General features: G+C 37.5%; 17 protein-coding genes. All 17 read right to left on the bottom strand.

Annotated elements, in window-relative coordinates:
* Positions 1–192: 192 nt before the first annotated feature.
* The 17 genes from H9X96_RS11915 to H9X96_RS11995 all read right to left on the bottom strand — a co-directional run bounded on the left by H9X96_RS11915 (position 193) and on the right by H9X96_RS11995 (position 19286).
* On the bottom strand, positions 193–582 hold the full coding sequence (locus H9X96_RS11915; protein ID WP_187666493.1) for a helix-turn-helix domain-containing protein: 390 nt from the start codon (positions 580–582) through the stop codon (positions 193–195).
* A gap of 109 nt (positions 583–691) precedes the next feature.
* Positions 692–2638, bottom strand: a complete 1947-nt coding sequence (locus H9X96_RS11920; RefSeq protein WP_187666494.1) for a nucleoside-diphosphate sugar epimerase/dehydratase — start codon at positions 2636–2638, stop codon at positions 692–694.
* An 11-nt stretch (positions 2639–2649) separates the two neighbouring features.
* Positions 2650–3714, bottom strand: a complete 1065-nt coding sequence (locus H9X96_RS11925) for a GNAT family N-acetyltransferase (RefSeq protein WP_187666495.1) — start codon at positions 3712–3714, stop codon at positions 2650–2652.
* 40 nt (positions 3715–3754) lie between these two features.
* On the bottom strand, positions 3755–4252 hold the full coding sequence (locus H9X96_RS11930; protein WP_187666496.1) for a GNAT family N-acetyltransferase: 498 nt from the start codon (positions 4250–4252) through the stop codon (positions 3755–3757).
* Between the two features lie 47 nt (positions 4253–4299).
* The gene (locus H9X96_RS11935; protein ID WP_187666497.1) at positions 4300–5103 is read right to left on the bottom strand and encodes a phytanoyl-CoA dioxygenase family protein; all 804 of its coding nucleotides are present in this window, start codon (positions 5101–5103) and stop codon (positions 4300–4302) included.
* A gap of 53 nt (positions 5104–5156) precedes the next feature.
* On the bottom strand, positions 5157–6194 hold the full coding sequence (locus H9X96_RS11940) for a GNAT family N-acetyltransferase (RefSeq protein WP_187666498.1): 1038 nt from the start codon (positions 6192–6194) through the stop codon (positions 5157–5159).
* A gap of 38 nt (positions 6195–6232) precedes the next feature.
* Positions 6233–7381, bottom strand: coding sequence for a glycosyltransferase family 4 protein (locus tag H9X96_RS11945; RefSeq protein WP_187666499.1), 1149 nt, complete (start codon positions 7379–7381; stop codon positions 6233–6235).
* A 285-nt stretch (positions 7382–7666) separates the two neighbouring features.
* Complete coding sequence (locus H9X96_RS11950) at positions 7667–9067, bottom strand: polysaccharide lyase family 1 protein (protein ID WP_222943894.1); 1401 nt, start codon at positions 9065–9067, stop codon at positions 7667–7669.
* Between the two features lie 230 nt (positions 9068–9297).
* Positions 9298–10419 carry an NAD-dependent epimerase gene (locus H9X96_RS11955; protein WP_187666500.1) on the bottom strand — a complete coding sequence of 374 codons (1122 nt, stop codon included), beginning with the start codon at positions 10417–10419 and terminating at the stop codon, positions 9298–9300.
* Positions 10420–10496: 77 nt separating this feature from the next.
* Positions 10497–12341 (bottom strand): asparagine synthase (glutamine-hydrolyzing), encoded by a 1845-nt coding sequence (gene asnB / locus H9X96_RS11960; protein WP_187666501.1) that lies wholly within the window; start codon positions 12339–12341, stop codon positions 10497–10499.
* A gap of 39 nt (positions 12342–12380) precedes the next feature.
* Positions 12381–13475, bottom strand: coding sequence for a glycosyltransferase (locus H9X96_RS11965; protein ID WP_187666502.1), 1095 nt, complete (start codon positions 13473–13475; stop codon positions 12381–12383).
* A gap of 47 nt (positions 13476–13522) precedes the next feature.
* A complete protein-coding gene (locus H9X96_RS11970; RefSeq protein ID WP_187666503.1) occupies positions 13523–14416 on the bottom strand; it encodes a hypothetical protein in 894 nt (297 codons plus the stop codon).
* A gap of 88 nt (positions 14417–14504) precedes the next feature.
* Positions 14505–15602, bottom strand: coding sequence for a glycosyltransferase family 4 protein (locus H9X96_RS11975; protein ID WP_187666504.1), 1098 nt, complete (start codon positions 15600–15602; stop codon positions 14505–14507).
* 16 nt (positions 15603–15618) lie between these two features.
* Positions 15619–16296 (bottom strand): class I SAM-dependent methyltransferase, encoded by a 678-nt coding sequence (locus H9X96_RS11980; protein WP_187666505.1) that lies wholly within the window; start codon positions 16294–16296, stop codon positions 15619–15621.
* Between the two features lie 10 nt (positions 16297–16306).
* On the bottom strand, positions 16307–17551 hold the full coding sequence (locus H9X96_RS11985; protein WP_187666506.1) for a hypothetical protein: 1245 nt from the start codon (positions 17549–17551) through the stop codon (positions 16307–16309).
* Positions 17552–17567: 16 nt separating this feature from the next.
* On the bottom strand, positions 17568–18164 hold the full coding sequence (locus tag H9X96_RS11990; RefSeq protein ID WP_187666507.1) for a sugar transferase: 597 nt from the start codon (positions 18162–18164) through the stop codon (positions 17568–17570).
* Between the two features lie 24 nt (positions 18165–18188).
* Complete coding sequence (locus H9X96_RS11995) at positions 18189–19286, bottom strand: glycosyltransferase (protein WP_187666508.1); 1098 nt, start codon at positions 19284–19286, stop codon at positions 18189–18191.
* Positions 19287–19347 lie beyond the last annotated feature (61 nt).

The raw sequence follows: 19347 nt of genomic DNA on the forward strand, positions 1-19347 counted from the left end.
GACCTTGTTCGTTATTAAAAAGGATGTCTGTCAGACATCCTTTTTTTTTTGCCCAAAGATCAGCGTTCCTATCCAGGCTTAGACTAGCTAATCGCCCAGACATAAAAAAAGGTATCCAAAACATTTGGACACCTTTTTCGGGTTCTAGCGAAGGCTAATTGTTAAAGATAAATCTTTTTGGGGGTGTAGTAATTACTCATCTGATCTCATTTCTTTATACTGTTTCGGAAAGCTCTGACTTAACAGCTCGTTGTATTTTTCGAGTAGTTTGATGTATTTGTTCATCCAATAATTTACGGCGGTTGAGTAGTTCGCCGTAGCACTTTCTTCATTGCTCATCAGGTCTAGTTTCTTTTCTCTAGCCTCATCTTGTAAACGAGCAAAATCATCCGGAAATTCTTTAGAAAAGTCATGATTAATGACGTTCCCAATTTTACAAATCACATCAAAACTTAAAGACTCTTGATCAAACCAATTATATATGGTTCGTCTACTCACGTGTAATTTCCTAGAAAGTTCAGTGATCCCCATATGATCCTTTCTTACAACATGTTCAATTACTTGACCTACATTTAAATTCATAGAAATAAGTTTAATATGTTAACTAGAATTAGAGGGATGAGATCTATATTAAAAATAACAAAATTGTGACAACAAAACAAGTGAAATTTTAAAAAATAAAAACAAATTATCAGCCAACCATATAATGGTCTATATCTTCATATTTTGAATTTTTACTCTTAAAATCTGGGATAATTTCCTTCATTTTTTTAACCATTGCTAAATCGTTATTAGAATTATTAAGCAGTAATAGTTCTTCAATTACATTTTGTACATAGCACATGCTATAGCTGATAATTTTTGATATTTTAATTTTTGGATGATAAGTAGAAATGGTTTGTTCTTCCACCAGCAACAGTTCTTCATATAATTTTTCTCCAGGTCTTAACCCGGTAAATATTATTTTAATGTCTTTGTCGGGGATTAATCCGGCTAATTTAATCATGTTTGTAGCCAGGTCTACAATTTTAACAGGTTCTCCCATATCAAAGATATAGATCTCCCCCCCATTGCCCATAGCCGCAGCTTCCAGCACCAGTTGCACGGATTCTGGAATAGTCATGAAATACCTGGTGATTTCCGGATGCGTGACTGCTACTGGTCCTCCACGCGCGATCTGTGCTTTAAATCTTGGGATCACAGAGCCATTAGAGCCCAGAACATTGCCAAATCTAGTAGTAATAAATTTTGTCCGTGTTTCTGTTGGATGGGCAATTAATTTCTCATTTGATATGGTTAAGTTTTTTTCATTGTTAAGGGATTGAATGTACATTTCGGCCAGGCGTTTAGAGGCCCCCATAATATTAGTTGGCCTCACGGCTTTATCTGTGGAGATCATTACAAATTTTTCGACGCCATATTCTATGGCCAAATCCGCAATATTTTTAGTTCCCATTACATTGGTTAAAATAGCTTCAGAAGGATTACTCTCCATCATAGGAACATGTTTATAAGCTGCCGCGTGAAAAACAATTTGAGGTTGATACGCTTCAAAAATTGATTTCATCCGACACCTATTTTGAATATTCGCCATGACAATATGAGTTTTTGCTCCTTTAAAATCATCCTCAATCTCTAATTGCAGATCATGAAGAGGTGTTTCAGCCTGATCACATAACACCACAAATTCTGGATTAAATCCTACAATCTGACGCACAATTTCGGAACCTATAGAGCCTGCAGCACCTGTGATCAGGATACGTTTCCCCTGCATTTCCCTTAAAATATTATTTTTCGTCAGTACGATTGGCTCCCTGTGCAATAAGTCCTCGATTTTTAAATCTTTAATTTGATTCGGTGTCAGTTTACCATATAACCATTTATCAGATTGCGGAACCGTAACTACTTTTATGCCTAGTTCAATACATTTATCAATTGTCATTTTCTTCCCGTTTACATTCAAATCATCACCAACGAAAAGGACCTTCTGTATATTAAATTTACGCTGTAAAGCATCAATTGATTTAGAATGGTAAACATTTTTTTGCTCAATATGTTTATTGATTTTATCGGCATTGTCATCCACAAAAGCGAAGACATTTAAGTCATTCGTATTTCCTCCTTCCAAGGCTTTTTTCACCAAAATAGAATCTCTTCCAGAGCCATATATGAGTATGTTCTCTTTTTTATCATTGGGTGCTATTGTTTTCATATAAAAGAACAAATTTTTCACTGCCACCCTAAGCATAATCAGCAAAGATGAAGACACGAAGAAATTTATAATCAGTATTTCCGGAAACCATTTTGAAGAGCGTTTAAAATCTGGCACAAAAAAGAAATTACTGGTAATGGTAAAAATAATACTAGTGAACAGCACTGCCATAAATATCCGTATGATGTCTTCCGTATTAGAATACCGTATAATTCCAGTATGGATGCGCATCACCATAAATACGGCAATTGAAATCAAGCTATACAAAGCGGTATAAATGACAAAATTTGAATAACCTAACTCGACATATTCAAATCTGTGAAGCAATAGGAAGGACATCAACAATGTCCATACGACGATAATTTGATCAATAAGTAAGATCAACCAGCGCGAATATATTTTGTCACGAAATAGGAGCATTTTCATAATATGAAGTGTTAGATAACCAGTTGAAGACAACCAAATGTTAAACTATTTAGCACCGCCCGATACAGCGGAAAAAAATCAATATTTTTATGCTCATCAATATCTCGCTTACTTACCAGCGCATGATAAACAGGACTATTAGACACATAACGCCAACTTTTATATTCCAGAAACAGATCTGAAAAGCCCGCCTTCCAATTAAATAAAGTGTCCATCTTAAAGCCCACTCCTCCTCCAAGGTGCAGGTATTTCATTCCTTCATTTCTACCAATCAGGGTAATTTCATCTACTAAAAATTTTGCAGGAGAATCCTTTAAATATTCTAGTTTTGTTCCCACCAGGTGTCCCTGAATAATACCATGAGTAAAGGTCACAATCATCCCACAAACCACCTCTTCTTTAGCATAAACCAATAACAGGCGACAATCAAATTCATCACTATCAATCAGGCAATTGAAATACTCTCTACTAAAAAAATAGCAATCTGAGGCTTCCACCCTTTCCATATTTCGGGTATACAAATCATAAAATAACGTGATGTCTTCCTGGGCCCTACTCTCTCTAACTGAATAACCCGCTTTCCATGATCTTTTGATGTTTTTCAGCGTGGTTTTCCTATATTTCTTTCGCTGTTCCTCAATAGAAATGGTTAAATCAATTGCTACTGTCTTTCCATTTTCATGAATGCCTCCAAATTTATCAAACAACAGGTGTTGGTTAAAAAACGGATGAAGTCTTGAAAAAACACAGACATTTTGCTCAGCATGGAGGAATTCTAAGAATGACACTCTAAAGTTATCCATCATGCTGTCCTCCATATCTTCAAATTTCCGATTGGATATTGGGCCCGTGTATCCATAAACAGAGCTTAGATCAGAAAATAGAGAATCCGATATATGTCTTTTTAACAATGGGAAAGCGATGTAATTTTCATCTTCTTCATATACAAAAAGAAAAGGATGGCCATTATGATCCAAAGAATGATAGCGCCAGGTATGATAAAAATCATATTCTACAGCGGCATTGACATAAGCAGTCCATTCCTCCCTCTCAAGAAGGGTTATTAATTTCCTCATAGTCGTATAGATTTAAAAAAATAAAATATAGGCCAGCTGATTAGCTAAAGGGAGTAAATGTCTGTTTCGTCAACAGCATTTTCAACTGATTGTGATGTTTGCCTACCGGAACAAATCCGAGTTTGTTATAAATTGAAAGACCGGCAGCATTGTCTTCATGTGCAAATAGAAACACGCTTTCCAGGTTCATCTCAGAAAATGCAGCTTCGAGAATAAGTTGGGTAGCTGCTTTTCCAATTCCTTTTCCCCAGAACTGACGCTCCCCAATAAATAGATGAAATTCAGCTTGGCCATTATTTAAATCAATCAGTTGTACATTACCAATATATTGATCTGTCTCTTTCATACAGATGGCAAAGCGTTTATCATTTGATTTCTCTAATTTAAGACGGAGCCATTCCGTTTCTTTTTCCATCGTAATCCCTGGCTGAGCAGGTTTAAACTCTGTATATACCCAAATTTCTGGGTCATTACGCCATTGATACGAAATTTTAGCATCCGCTACCTCTAAGGGCCTTAAATAGACAGGATTATTCATATTGTTTTATTTTAAAAAATGATATATTAATACTAAAACGAACATCATCAGCCTTGACCAGGTTGGTACATTCTCAAATGTGGGGGTTGATAGAACTCCTGTAAATTGGCAGAAATACGGGCATTATATCCAATGACTTGCTTTAAATGATCATTTAAACCTTTCCCATATTCATATCCCAAAAACCTTGGAAAGTCAAACTGTGGCTTAAAGAATGGTCTGGTAAAAGTTAGGGTCAATGCTCGTCTAGGGCCATCTGTATTATTGATGCCCACTGCATGCCATATGTTCGAATCAAATAAAATAATGCTTCCTCTTTTTGCCACTGCCCGGTCTGCTTGTTCATAGAAAAATGTGTCATCAGGTTTGTCCTCTTTCTGATGAGATCCAGAAAGGAAATAGGTTGCCCCATTATCAAGCGTATAATCGTCCAGTAAAACAATCATTTGAATGGCAATTTTAAATTCTCCGGTAAAGCTCCTGATGTCACGATGAATATTATGAACATAGGCTTTAAAATTTTTAAAATTGAGCACTCCACTTATTCCATTTACGATATAATTGCCATCCAGGAAATGCCTCATTTCTCTATCACAATACTTTTGAGACAAGAATGGTATACTAAAATTGTCTTTCTCCAACAAATGATGCAATGTGCCTTCCATATTTGTCTCAATGCCATTCTGAACCTGAATTTCTCTCCTCATCAAGTAGGCTGGCTCTAGATCATTAATTATTGTGTTGATCATGCGCTCATTAGCAGCATCTTCATAGATGACCCAGCCATACTCGTCAATTGCATTCTCAAAGTCACTCAAAGTGGCTTCAGAATAAATAAATTTATTTTTCAAAGCAAATGGATTTAAAGGTTAAACTTTAGTTAATTATCGATTTTAAAGAACTCTCATTTGATGGATAGCGCAGGAACTCGGTACAGTGGGAAATAGTTGATATTTCTACTGTCGTTTCGTTCCTTTACCAGGTCATTGTAAACCAGATGATCGGATACAAACCGCCAGGTATTGTCTTCCAGTAAAAGTCTGGAAAAAGAGTATTTAAATTTAAACAAGGAATCTTCCTTGCCTTCCAAACCTCCACCAAGGTGAAAATACTGCTTTCCAAGTTGTCGGCCGATGACGCTAATTTCATCCGTCAGCAATTTACTGGGCGAATAATGAACATAGTCGTTAGCGGTTGCAGAAAGATGATTTCGAATAACATTTCCAGCACACATAATTACAGCGCCACAAATCATTTCTTCAGCGTGATAAACTACAATCAACTTGCATTCCTCTTTATTACCACTGAGGAGTTCCTTAAAATAAGTTTCCCCATAGAAATAACGTTTTCCGGCGCCCAGCCTCAGCATATTTTCAGTGTACATTGCTGTAAATAAACGGATTTCCTCATCCGTACTTGCTTCTTTGATATGGTAGGGCATTTTTCTGAGCTGCCTGATTTGCCTACCTAGTCTTTTTTCATAATTTGCCCGCTGTTCCTCAATAGGAATAGACAGGTCCATATAAACTGTTTTTCCATTGTCCGATAGCCCGCCTATTTTTTCTATTAAAACTTTTTGATCTATGAATGGATTTAACCTGGAGAATAGACAGATATATCGCTCCGTTTTCATAAAGTTTAAAAATGACTGTTTAAAGTTCTCCAGAAATTGATCATTGATGTCTTTAAATTTCAAGTTGGAGATTGGACCGGAATATCCATACACAGAGGTTAAATCAAATAAGCCGGAATTATTAATTTCCCTTTTTAACAGCGGAAGTGCGATAAAAATATCAGCTTCCTCATAGACAAAAAGTAGTGGCTCTCCATTTTTCTCTAGCGCATGATAATGCCAGGTATGATAAAAATCATAGTTCACAGCAGCTTGCACACAAGCAATCCATTGTGCTGATTGTCGAATACTGATCAAATGATATGACATAATAAAGATTAATTATAACATTCTAAATTATTTACTCCTTAACCAACGTTCATGATCCTAAGCATATCGGCATTTACCAGATTCACATCAAACTTTTCTTTTGCAAAGCTCCTGCCATTCAGACCGTACAAAATGATATCTGTGGTATTGTTGATGTAGTATTCCATCTTTAAAGCCAGCGCCGACACATTCCTCACAGGAACTAAAAAGCCATTACGACCGATTGAGGAATTGTGTATGGTTTCCCTACAGCCGACAGAATCACAGGTAATGATGGCTCTACCCATTGCCATTCCTTCCAGGATGCATCTTGGCACCCCCTCTCCGTAGTAGGAAGGCAATACTACAATAGAAGCATTTTTAATGTAAGGCCTCACATCGTCCACTCTTCCTATGTATTCTATCGTATCATCGAATAGAATTTTGGAGAACAACTCTAAGGTGATGGAGTCTATATTATTATCAAAAGACCCAATCAGTTTAAATTTGGCCTCAGGATACTTGTGGCGAATTGCTTTGGCAGCTTCATAATATTCGTTAACTCCTTTAGCATTGATCAATCTGGAGATCATCAGAAAGCTAATATTTGAAGTATCGGGTTCTGTATACTCATAATGACTTAGGTCGACGCCAGAGCCATTTACGACAAATGCTTCTTGTTGCTGACTAATGATTCCGGTCTCCAATAGTTTATGATAATCATCTTTATTCTGAAAGATGATCCGAATTCCCTTCTTCCCTTTTAAGCTGATTTTAAGTAAGATTTTAGTGATGGCGCTAACCAACCGGTTTTTTGTTCCATCGTGACTAAAATTATAACCTAAACCTGTTAGCATTGGTGTAATACAGGCGATCTTACATATTTTAGCTATCATTGTTCCATATATCACTGGTTTAAAGGTATACGGAAAAAACACATCAGGTTTCGTTTCTTTGATCAATTTATACAACTGAATGATATATTTAAGATCAGCAAAGACGGAGACATTGCTCCCATTCAAGTTGTTCTCATACACCTTTACATTCAGACTTTCTAACTTATCTCTAACCTGCTGTCTGGAGATCGTAGGTGTAAAAACAGCTACATTATTCCCCTTTACCAGCTCTTCGATAAGTTTGCCACGAAATTCCAATAAGGTATGGGAAGAATCGCAGGCGATCAATACATTTTTTCTGTTATTGTCCATAATACATAGCGATTTAATGCCATCAGCATCTATTATATAGAAGGAATTATGGCGGCCAGATTTATTCATCTGGAGCAACATAAATTCTAAATAAAATACATTTGGGAGCGTCAGGAAATGAAGCTCAATTACAGTCGAAGAGGCGAAAAAGTAATGCTCAAATCAATGGCGGGAGCCATTTGGAATACGCTTTAAAAAAGAAGATGTGGATTAAAAACCATTCAAGCTACCTATATTGCAGGCAGCTTGAATGGTGAGCATGGTATTGTTTAGTTTTTAAAAAACTTATAAAGTTGCACCGGCACTTTTAGTTAAAACAGCTGGTACGTCTGCTGCTGCATTCAGCGCTGACTTATACTCATAAGTTGGTACCCATGTTGAAGGAGCCGAAGTAATTTTGTTGCTTCCAGAGCTTTCAAAAATGTTGGTACTTAAACCACTGATTACACCTGCAACCGGGCTAATTTCTGTTCTGATTGGAAGAGAAGAACCTTTGAAATAGTTATTTTCTACTCTAACCGTTGCCCCCATTAGTGATCCTACATAACCTGCATTCAACATATAATTATTGAATACGTGAACATTACCGTATCTCACATCAGGAGTACGTTCTGAAATGTTAGAGAACAAGTTATGGTGTACGGTTACTTTTAGGTGGTTGGCATCATCCGGACGGGTATAGCTAAAACCGATCAGCATTGCTTTGTGATTGTCATGTAATTTATTCCATGATAAAGTCACATAATCAGCACCTGTTCCAACGTCCAGTAATCCATCATAATAATCCCAGTCGCTTACCAGCTCTGATCCCAGATCACAATGGTCTACCCATACATGATGAGCACCTTCCTTAATGATAATATTAGAATACGTACGCACTTTACTAATCGTCATGTTTCTAACAATTACATTGTTCTTTCCGTAGATCAAAAGACCCGCACCAATTAGCTTAGATCCGCTAAGGCCCAAAATCGTTTTGTTAGATTCTACCTGAAGTAAGCCTGTACCTGTAATCGTTCCTGATACCTGGATAATCAAAGGAGACTTTGAGCTTAAAGCGCTTTTAAGTGCATCCAAAGTAGTTACCGTAACGGTTTGTCCGCCGGCACCACCTGTAGTTTTACCATTTACTGAAGCATAACCAATCGGTTCATTTCCAGCAACTGGAGCGGTAGGTTGCTCAGTAGTTGGCGGAGTTGGTTCTAAAATAGCTCCACCCTGCCCATTTACAGTATAAGTATACTTTTTACCGTTTGTTTTTGGATCTGAGTTATCAGAAGCTGATAAATACAGGAAATTTAATTTGTGGCTGAAACGCCCTTTTCCTTTAGTTCTGATGTCATCATGTGAAGAGTGAGCTGGGCCAATTTCTACCCCATTTTCAAAAACTCTTACTGTAGAAGCTGTAGGTTTCTCATTCGAATCGCTGGTTAATTTAGCGTCCATTGGAATCCTTAAAGCAAAACCACCGTCTGAAGTCCCGGTGGAGACATTTACTTGCATCAGCCCTGAAGCTGATCCGCTCACCAATTGTGAATCTAACACACCGGGGGTTTCATTAGTGAGGGGGGTATCGGCATTCCCAGGTCTCGTCCCTTCCTTTTTACACTGACTAAACGTTAAAATTGTCGATAACAATAAACTTAACACACACACTTTTTTTAATTTTTCTTTCAATCTTTCCATTAAACGCTCTAATTTTTAAATACAACTCCTAAACGGGGAGGTTGTAAAAAAATTGTATCTCAAAAGTTACAATGAGATCCAACATAGCGGTTTAACAGTAGCTTAAAAGTTCGGTTTCCAGCATTCAGAGAAGGATTATACAACTGTAAAACAGGGTGTAAAGCCATTTTACACTTATTGCACATTTTTATTTCATGACTTTTTACTGACTTTTATTTCCTTAAAATATACTATACTTTATTTCCATAGACAAGAATTTGATTTGATGGCCTGATTCTTGACCTTCTCCTCGCCTCTTTATGGTATCCATAGAACATTTTGTACCAGTCCACAAATTTGTGCACGCCTTCTTTCACTGAGGTTGCTGGTCTGTAGTCCAGTTCATTCACTAGCGGGGTAATATCTGCCCAAGTAGCGGCTACATCTCCAGATTGCATAGGTAAGAACTGTTTAATGGCGGAGATGCCGATATTTTCTTCTATTTCTTTCACAAAATCTAAAAGCGTTACCGGTGCTCCTCTACCTATATTGAATAAACGGAATGGCACATTTGAACTCGCAGGATCTGGCTGAGCTGCATCCCAGTTTACATTAGCTTTTGCTGGCTGATCAATTAACCGTAGAATTCCTTCTACAATATCATCAATATAGGTAAAATCCCTACTCATATTCCCATTGTTAAAAATCTCAATTGGCTTACCTTCCATGATTGCTTTTGTAAATATATACAAAGCCATATCTGGTCTGCCCCAAGGGCCATAAACTGTAAAAAATCGTAAAGCAGTAGTTGGCAGATTAAAAAGGTGGCTATAAGCATGCGCCATTAGTTCATTACATTTTTTAGAGGCAGCATATAAGGATACGGGATGATCTACATTATGATGAACCGAAAAGGGCATATTTGCATTTAAACCATAAACACTGGAGGAGCTCGCATACAGGAGATGTTCCACATTGGCAAATCTGCAGCATTCCAGCACATTCAAGAATCCACTAATATTAGAATCCACATAGGCTGATGGATTTGTGAGACTATATCTTACCCCTGCTTGAGCTGCCAAATTGCATACGGCATCAAAATGATGGGTATTAAAGAGCTCCATTAGCCCATCCTTATCGTTCAGGTCCAATTTCACAAATACATAGTTGTCGTATTTTGTACTTGCTATGGGCTGATCGTAAACAATAAGGTCCGGAGAAATTCCACTTTCCTTCAAACGGGCATGTTTTAAATTGATATCGTAATAATCATTGATGACGTCTACCCCAACAACTTCGTCTCCTCTTTCCAATAAACGTTTTGCTAAATGAAAGCCTATAAATCCGGCTGTACCAGTTACTAAAATTTTCATAGTGTTTATGTTAAGTGTTTAAATATGATTTTAAATCAAAAGGTATTTTCCTGGATGAAAAGAGAAATTGGAGAATTCTACTGGCGATAGCAGCCCTTGAACCAAACTTCCAGTCCGAAAATGCAAAAGAGAATTTTCGCCCTTCTTTCATCGGAGATTTTAACTTTCGAGTTCAATAAATCTTCTATAAAACTTTTCTTAATGATTTTTGCATAAAGCGCATCTGGAGCAAGCAGGTAATCGTTTATAATGGCCTTCAGTTCGCCATTTACCCAGGATTTAAGTGGAATTTCAAACCCACGCTTAGGTTGGTTTATCAGATCTGCAGGCAGGTACCTGATCGCTAAGTCTCTCAAAATCGGCTTAGTCTTGAACTTATTTATTTTAAAATGGTCTTGTAAGCCTGGTGCAAATTCCAATATTTCTTTGGACAGAAATGGACTTCTTCCTTCGAGGGAATGGGCCATTGTAGCAATATCCATTTTCGGAAGTAATCGGCTGAACAGCATGGATTGAAAATCCGTAAGGATGATCTTTTTTAAGGAGCTGATCGGCATCTGATTGATGCTCATCAGGTCTGCACTGAGCTCTTTCATCAATGGTTTATGAATAAACTGCTCTTCAAAGCCAACAAACAGGTCGCAGGATGCCGAATTATACACCTTAAGCAAATCATCATAACCCGCTAACTTTAATAAGCGATACAGATAGTTATAGCTACTTTGTTTTTCATTGGCAATTGGCAGAATGCTGGTCAGCATTTTTGCCGCGGTAGTACTTACCTTACCAGAGTTAAAAAAATCATAATGTTTGAAAGGCACATACCGGCGGTAACCACCGAACAATTCATCGGCTCCATCGCCATTTAATACTACTGTGATGTGTTTTTTTGCTTCTTTTGCTACGTAGTAACTAGGAATCGCTGAATTATCACAATTAGGTTCACCATGGTTGATGAGTATTTTTTCTATGTCTTTTTGTAAATCTGAAAATGTGATGTCCACAACCGTATGGTTGGTCGAATATTTTTGAGCTACTTTTTGCGCCAAATGAGATTCATCATAGCTGCCTTCTACCTTAACGGTAAACGTCTTTAAATTTGTGGTATGTTCGGCTGCTATTGAGGTCACCAATCCACTATCAATCCCACCGCTTAAAAATGCCCCGACATCCAGGTCTGAACTATCAATCCTTCTTTTTATCGCCAAATGAAGGTGATGGTCTAACCTTTCCATCGCATCAGGATAACTCAATCTATTCTCTTTCTGGTAGTACGTGGCCATATCAAACCATTTCACTTTTTTACTGAGATTGGTATGGGTATCTATCTCCAGATAACAGCCATTCTCCAGCTCTGATACCCCTTGATAAGGGGTGGCTTTTCTATAATGATAACCCAGATATAGGTAATCCGCTATGGAAGCATAATCTATTTCAGGACACACCACTTTGGATAGGATATTCAGTTCAGAAGAAAAAACACATTGCAGTCCTTTAACATAAACATACAGCGGTTTCTTTCCTGCACGATCTCTAGCCAGGTAAAGCTTTTTTTTGATGGAATCATATAAAGCAAATGCAAACATGCCATCGAACTCCTCTAACATTTTCATTCCAATGAGTTTGTATAACATCAAAATGGTTTTTGTATCAGAGCTGGAAGAACTTTGCAAGCCATATTTTTTTCTGATGTCCAGGTGATTATAAATCTCCCCATTAAAAACAATGGTGAGCCCTTCATATTTCATGGGCTGCTGACCTTGGTCAGTCAGATCCTGTATGGCCAGTCGGGTATGGTATAACTCCAAATTATCCTGTTCAACATGACGTTGCTCATCTGGTCCGCGATGAAACAAATCACGGTAAATATATTGTTGGTCTTTACTGGAATTAAAATTTAAGGTTCCAAATATTCCGCACATGGTTTCTGATTTTAAGCGTTAAATTGAATTTGTAGCTGGTTATTGTGATAAAGAAACCGTCTTGTTTTCAGCAACCTGTCCGATTAATGACAACCAGTCCTGCAAAACTCTTTCTTCTGAAAAGTACTGCTCAATATGTCGCCTTCCATTTTTCCCCATTGCCTCCCGTTCCTGAACTGGCATATGCATGATGCGCTTCATTTTTGCTGCAAGTTCTACAGCATCGCCTTGTTTAAAAAGAAAACCACCATCCACATTTACAAGTAACTCTTCAATGCCAGCAACGGCGGAAGCAATTACAGGTTTTTGATAAGCCATGGCTTCCAATAACGCATTTGGCATGCCCTCTAAAAAGGAGGAAAGCACAAAACCATCTGCTTTCTCCAGAAAAGTACTGGTCTCTGTTTTTAATCCCAACAGATTCACATGGTGTGCTATATCCAGTTCTTTAATCATTTCAAAAGGCCAATCCTGATCAAATAAATTACCCAAAACATCTAGTCTAAAGTTTTCATTTTTCATTAAGGATATCGCTTTAAATAGCGTGATATAGTCTTTTTCAGGAACAAAATGTGCCATTGAAATCCAGACAAAAGGCTTCTTCGTTCGCTGGCTAGCGCTTGTCTGAGAAAGTGCAGGAATCGAAATGGCATTATTGATCACCAGGCCTGTCTTTCTAACCAGCTTATTTTGCTCAAAATTAGATTTCGATTTGTAGGAGTTATACACCACTACATCGTCCCAATCTGCTGTTAACTTAAAGAGCGCGTACCACTTATTGGCAATCACAGGGGTTCTTATAGAAGAGATCAGGTAAAAACCAAACCACATTTTTAGAAAACGGGCAAAAATGATGGAGATAAACATAAACGCGATGACCACATCTGCCTTAAATTCCCTGACTGATTTATATAGCCCTAAAAGATTCGAAAAAGGATGACGATTCCAACTTTTGAGGAACACCACATCCAAGCCTTCTTTTTGAAAATCAATATTGAAATCATTTATAGGTTTTAAGGAAACGACCCTCACCTTGTACTGCTGATTTTTTAGAAACCGCGCAATTTTAATCAGCTGCGTTTCTGCACCACCTTTGCGTAGGCCAGTTGTAATAAATAAAACATGCTGTTCCATAAGACCTGATGGCTAAATTCCTCGTTTTCTAGTATTTGATAACTGGATCAATATGATCTTTGATAGAAGATTTTTTTCAATAACCGGTGTACAGGAGTGATTGGCGAATGCCTCCTTCTTTTCCCATCTACCACGATAAAATCTTTGGCGAAGCTGATGTTATGCATTCCCGATAAGTAAGGCGCTTCTGGAAACAATTCAAAGTCTTCTTCAGACTCAAAAATACTGGTTGTAAGCGCGGTAATCTTGTTGATGACAATTGAGCCTCCATAACGGATCTCCAGATTTTGCGTTGGCCTATACAGCAAATCATCAACGATGAACAAGCTCCCTGCTCCCCTGCAGCTTTTAAAGTTTACCGGAATTGGGTTCTGTGCATGAGGATGAAACTCCCCCTCTAAATGTTCCGAATAATAGATATACAATTCATTTAACTTGCCGTCAATATTTGTAAACAACCAGTATTTACCATCATATTTGACAATAGAACTGTCTACATAACGCGCGTCCCTCAACAAAACCTTTTTCTTTAAGATCTCCGTAGGGTTTTCAAGATTTACTTGATAAAGGCTAACTTCTCCAATATCAGCGGTTTCCGGAATACAGTAAAATGCTGATTTATCTTCAAAAATATAAGGGTACGAAAAATGGATATCTTTGGGCAAAAATCCGGTTACCTTTTGTTTAGAGCTAAAATCAAAATTCTTAATCTGGGAAATCTTACCTTTTATTTTCCAAAAATTGAGCTCTTCATAATAGATATAAAGATTTGATTTGATATGGACTACAAAAGGATCTGCAGAATAATCTGCCTTATCTTCTTTAAGCCATAACACTTTTCTGCTAAAACCTTTCCTAAGCACTAAATCTCGCTGAGACTGCCTGATCATTCCTATGTTCCATTTATCGGCGCCAAAATATCTATCAATCACGTTATTCATAATTATCAGGATAAAGCCGGAATCAAAGGAATCGCCAGCTATAAAAAATTAAATGATTTGATGGGTATGATTTATATTGAATTCAGCGCTACGGGTTATAGGTCTGACTATGTTTTCTTTCAGAAGCGCCAATATGATAGGTTGACCTGAATATATTTTTACTATTATCTCTTATTTTGGGTTTATCAGCATAAAATACGGCTTCCCGAATGGCCTGATAATAATTATCCAGCCCCTCGTCCTTACTTAAGAAGCCTGTAACCTGATGGTCAATCATATTCTTAATACCGCCTACCGGGGTACAAATCGAGATACAGCCCACAGACAGCGCTTCAATCAAAGAAATTGGCATCCCTTCGTAAAAACTTGACAAGCAAAAGAAATCAGCGATACTCAGGTAATCCACGATGTTATCTTTTCCTCCAAGGAATTCTATGTGATGATCCCCTGCTGTGAGCTCCAGCAGTTTTTGATACAATGGCTCATCGCGAACATCGCCGACAATTAACAGCCTGCATTTCTGTTCCTCTGCTGCATTAAACTGCTGCACTGCTTCAATTAGTAATCGTTGGTTTTTTACCTTAATAATCCGGCCAACATGAACAAGAAGGAATGTATTAGGCGCTCCTTTGTATTTATTCAGCAAGCTTGGATACTCAGCTGTTCTGGTTAGAAATGGCCGGCCATTTTCAATAATGATTTCATTCTCCAGTTTATAGTATTTACGAAAAGATTCACTTCCATCTTTGGAGACGACAATTGGTCTGATTAAATTTCTTTTATAGAGGTTCTTCCTCAAGAATTTCAGGAAGCGTCCTGGACATTCCGCCTCTGCAGTAGAATGTATGGTGTGAAAAAACTTGGTTTTTGTTCTTTTAAGCCTATAAAGCAGTAAATATTCTAAGGAGTTTAAATGAGAATGAACGACATCCATTTTCTCTGCGACCAGCCAGTTGGTCAATTCTAAAAGAACTTCCATACTAAATCCTGGTGATTTATAGAAGGAAGCGTAGTTTACTTTATCAGAGATTTCATTCACAAATGTGGTTTCTGGATCATTGTCACAAAGAGAGATTAAATACACTTCATTTCCTCGTTTTTCTGCGAGTTCATTACATAAATCAACCACAAAACGTTCCGCGCCTCCTCTTCCCAAATCTCCTACAAGATGTGCTATTTTATTCATGAGTAAACTTTATTTACTATTTATCAGCGATACCAATCATGATGTAGTGCATTTTCTGGGGAATCATCATTTCAATTTGGTGGTCTATCCGGCCAAGAATATTTCTTTGGTGTTCATTCCTACCCAGACAGCCCAGAAAACCTACTGTAGTGAAGGAAACATTTTTATAAGACTGAAAGATCTCTTCAATTTCATTCCATCGCAGATAGTTCCAATCGGGTGTACCATATTTCTTCCTTAACATCTTGTGAAATAGAGAAGCTTCCAAATTTTCCGCAAACAATAGCTTCCCTCCTGGTTTGAGTGCTTTATGTATTTCATTTAAGGTCTTTAATTTGTTTTCATCTTTACCATTTTGGCTGATCCCACCAAGAATTGATTTAAAAACAACCACATCGAAATGATCTTTAAAAGGGATATTTAAGGCATCCATCGCCGCGTATTCAATATTGGAATCACAATTGTATTTTTTATGAATACTTCGTGCCTTTTCTTTTGGTGGCATCAGATCTGTACAAAGCACCTTGTTCTGATGGAGTGACAACCACAATGATAACCCCCCATTTGCCGTCCCCAACTCCAGACAATCATATCCTTTATTTTTTAAGTCTGCATTTTTTTCCCAATAATCCAGCGCCTTAGCCCAGTTTACAATATCCCAGTCTATAATGTCCTTGAGTTTTTTATCTTCCACGATTACAGTTTTATAGGTTAACATATTGATGATCAATTACAATTTCAGCGGGTTCCGGTGCATTCCCGGATGCTTGAATCTTAGCAAGATGCAGGATGCTGAAATACAAAAACAAAGTAGGTCCATCCGCACTTACCAACCAACCATTATGAGAAAATGCATTGATAGATACGCCCAAAAAAGAAAAGCATAATCCTATTAACAAGGCATTCTCCTTGAGTTTTATCTTGGACAGTACGCCAAAGAATATTTTCCCAATAGGGTAGTAAAGGAATAGCAGTAATCCCAATCCTAAAAAAGGCCCTAAGTAGGTAAAAAACATGAGGTAAGCATTATGAGAGGTCAGTCCATTTGTGAAAATTGTACTTCTATAAGTCACCTCTCCCCAATTTTTCCCATAAAAGATCAGTCCATATGGATAATCGGCATAAACCTTCAAATTCTCTTCTGAAAGCCCAACCCGATTGTAATAATTCGCATTCTTTCCCTCGTTTTTAGCCATGATATTATTCTTAGCACCGAAGTTTTCTTTGATCATAAATGCATAAGAAACGAAACCAATTAATACCGCAGCGCTGATGATGAAAATAGATTTATACCGGTAGTAGCAAACCACAAACAAGAAGGAAGAGCTTAAAAAGGTGACAAACACGGATCTGTTCATTCCTAGATAGATGAAAGTAACGCAGGTTATAAATGCGAGGAGCTTAACCAAGATATTTAATCGAAACACATGCGTAAAAACAAATAAAAATGAGACCAAGGCTGCCAGCTGATAACCATAATTAAACTGTGTTAGTGCCAAACCTGCAGGACTTTGCATGACCGTATCATTCAGTAAAGTCCCTCTCAATTGATCTATCCTGGCTGGAAAAAAATGATTTAAGACCATAATCACTGCGGAGAAAAAAAGAAGTATGTAAAATATAGCCATGGAAAGGTTAAACCTGCGTCTGTTATCGCCCACGAAAAAATTAAAATAAAGCATGCAGCAAGAAATGACAATGAGACTGGCAAAAAAGGCAAGACGATCAGCCATTCCAATAAAATCATATAAAAAAAGTGCAGAGAAGAACAGCATCGCTTCCTTTCCATATAAGAAGGGAAGCTTTCCTTCTTTAAAAAACAAGATCAGCGGCAGGCAAAACACAAGCGGTGCAGGAATTCTGAAAATTTGAGTCATGAAAATTCCGAACGACAAAGTATAGAGATACGAGGTCATAAAAAACGTGATCATTAATTTTTTAAGTAACATATACTTTTGGTTTTGATTACCTGATCATTATTTTTTTTAGCGTCAGAAATATGATGGTCAAGTCGACCCATAGGTCATGTTTATTGATATATCTTAAATTCTGTATGATCTTAGAAGGGATGACCTCATTGATATAGAAACTTTCCGGATCGGCAGATTTAGCCAACAGCTCATTTTCTTCAGAGAATTCGATGGATGCCCAATCGGTAATGCCAGGCTTAACAGAAAGCACTCTTACTTGCTGTAAATCATACAGCTCAACATATTTACTCACCTCCGGCCTTGGCCCTACGAAGCTCATATCTCCCTTTAAAACGTTCAGTAACTGGGGTAATTCATCAATTTTATATTTCCGTAACCAATATCCAATTTTTGTGATTCGCTTGTCGTGATCGCCAACAGTTAGTAAACCAAGCTGATCAGAATTGGTATACATGGTTCTAAACTTCAGCAACTCAAAATTGACCTTATCTCTTCCCACTCTTGTTTGCCTATAAAAAACGCCTCCTTTTGAGTCAGCGATAATTAAAATGGCAACGATCACAAAAGGTACCAGGAGAAATAAAACCCCAAAAAAGGCAACTACGATATCAAATAACCTTTTAACGTACATAACCAGATGGATTAGAAAAGATATTTAGCCCAATATTAAGTCCTGCCATTTTGAGGTAATGGCTGCTTGAGAGTTTGTTTTACCGATTAGTTTTCCGCCTTTGGATAGCCTGTTTTTAAATACCGAATCATTTAAAACCTCCGACATTGAGGCTGCCAGCATATTTATATTTTTATCTTCTACCAGGATGCCATTTTTTCTATTTTCAATAATCTCAGCAGGTCCAAATTCACAATCCATGGCGATGCATGGGCAACCCATGCTCATCGCCTCAATTAAGGCATTTGGATATCCTTCATTTCTTGAAGGAAGCACAAACAATTCTGCTTGCTGATAATAGTCCTGTAAATTCTCTTTAGAACCGATCAACCGCACTTGATTCGATAGACCAAGACCTTTGATTTTCTCCACCAGAAGATCACGCTCCTCTCCGTCGCCGGCAATAACCAGATCAATTTCTGGAGTATAGATTTGACTATATGCCTCTATTAACTGGTCAAAGCCTTTTTCATAAGAAAGACGACCAACGCCTAGAATAAACTTTTTATAATGCACCTGCTCCAAACCTGGCTGCTGAAAAACATTGACATAATTTTTAATCAGATAAAAGTTATTTAATTTTTGAAAAGACTTATTTTTTTTCAAACAGCCTTCCATGGCTTTTGCAGGTACTACAATGGCTTTAGATTGACTATAAACCAGGTAGTAAATCCATTTCAATAAAAAATTAAACTTGTTAATGGTATTGTCTGGTGTGGTACGCTCAGAAACGATAAAGGGAGTACCTGTTAGACTACAGGTTAAACCCGCCCAAAGGTTAGCTGAGGTCATAAAGGAGATGACACACCCAGGTTTCTCTTTGAGCAATAGGCGGATCAGCTTAAAGAAAGTCGTCACTGCAAACCAAAAGCGATAAAACAAGTTGTCTTTGTTAGCCCTGTTGGCCAGGTATACAAGCTTCACCCCTTCATCTACGGTATAAAAAGGTATTTTATAGTTAAGACAAACCATGGTAACGGGAAAACCTTCCTGATTAAAATAGTTGGCCAGGTTGGTCACCACACGTTCTGCACCACCGGCAGTCAAGGAATTAATTACAAAAAAAAGTTTGAGCTTTTTCATCTAAAAACAATTATTTACGGTAAGACTGTGGTCTGGATCCAGTATTGGTCTGATTTTTCAT

It is taken from the genome of Pedobacter sp. N36a (assembly GCF_014472395.1).
GTDB lineage: Bacteria > Bacteroidota > Bacteroidia > Sphingobacteriales > Sphingobacteriaceae > Pedobacter.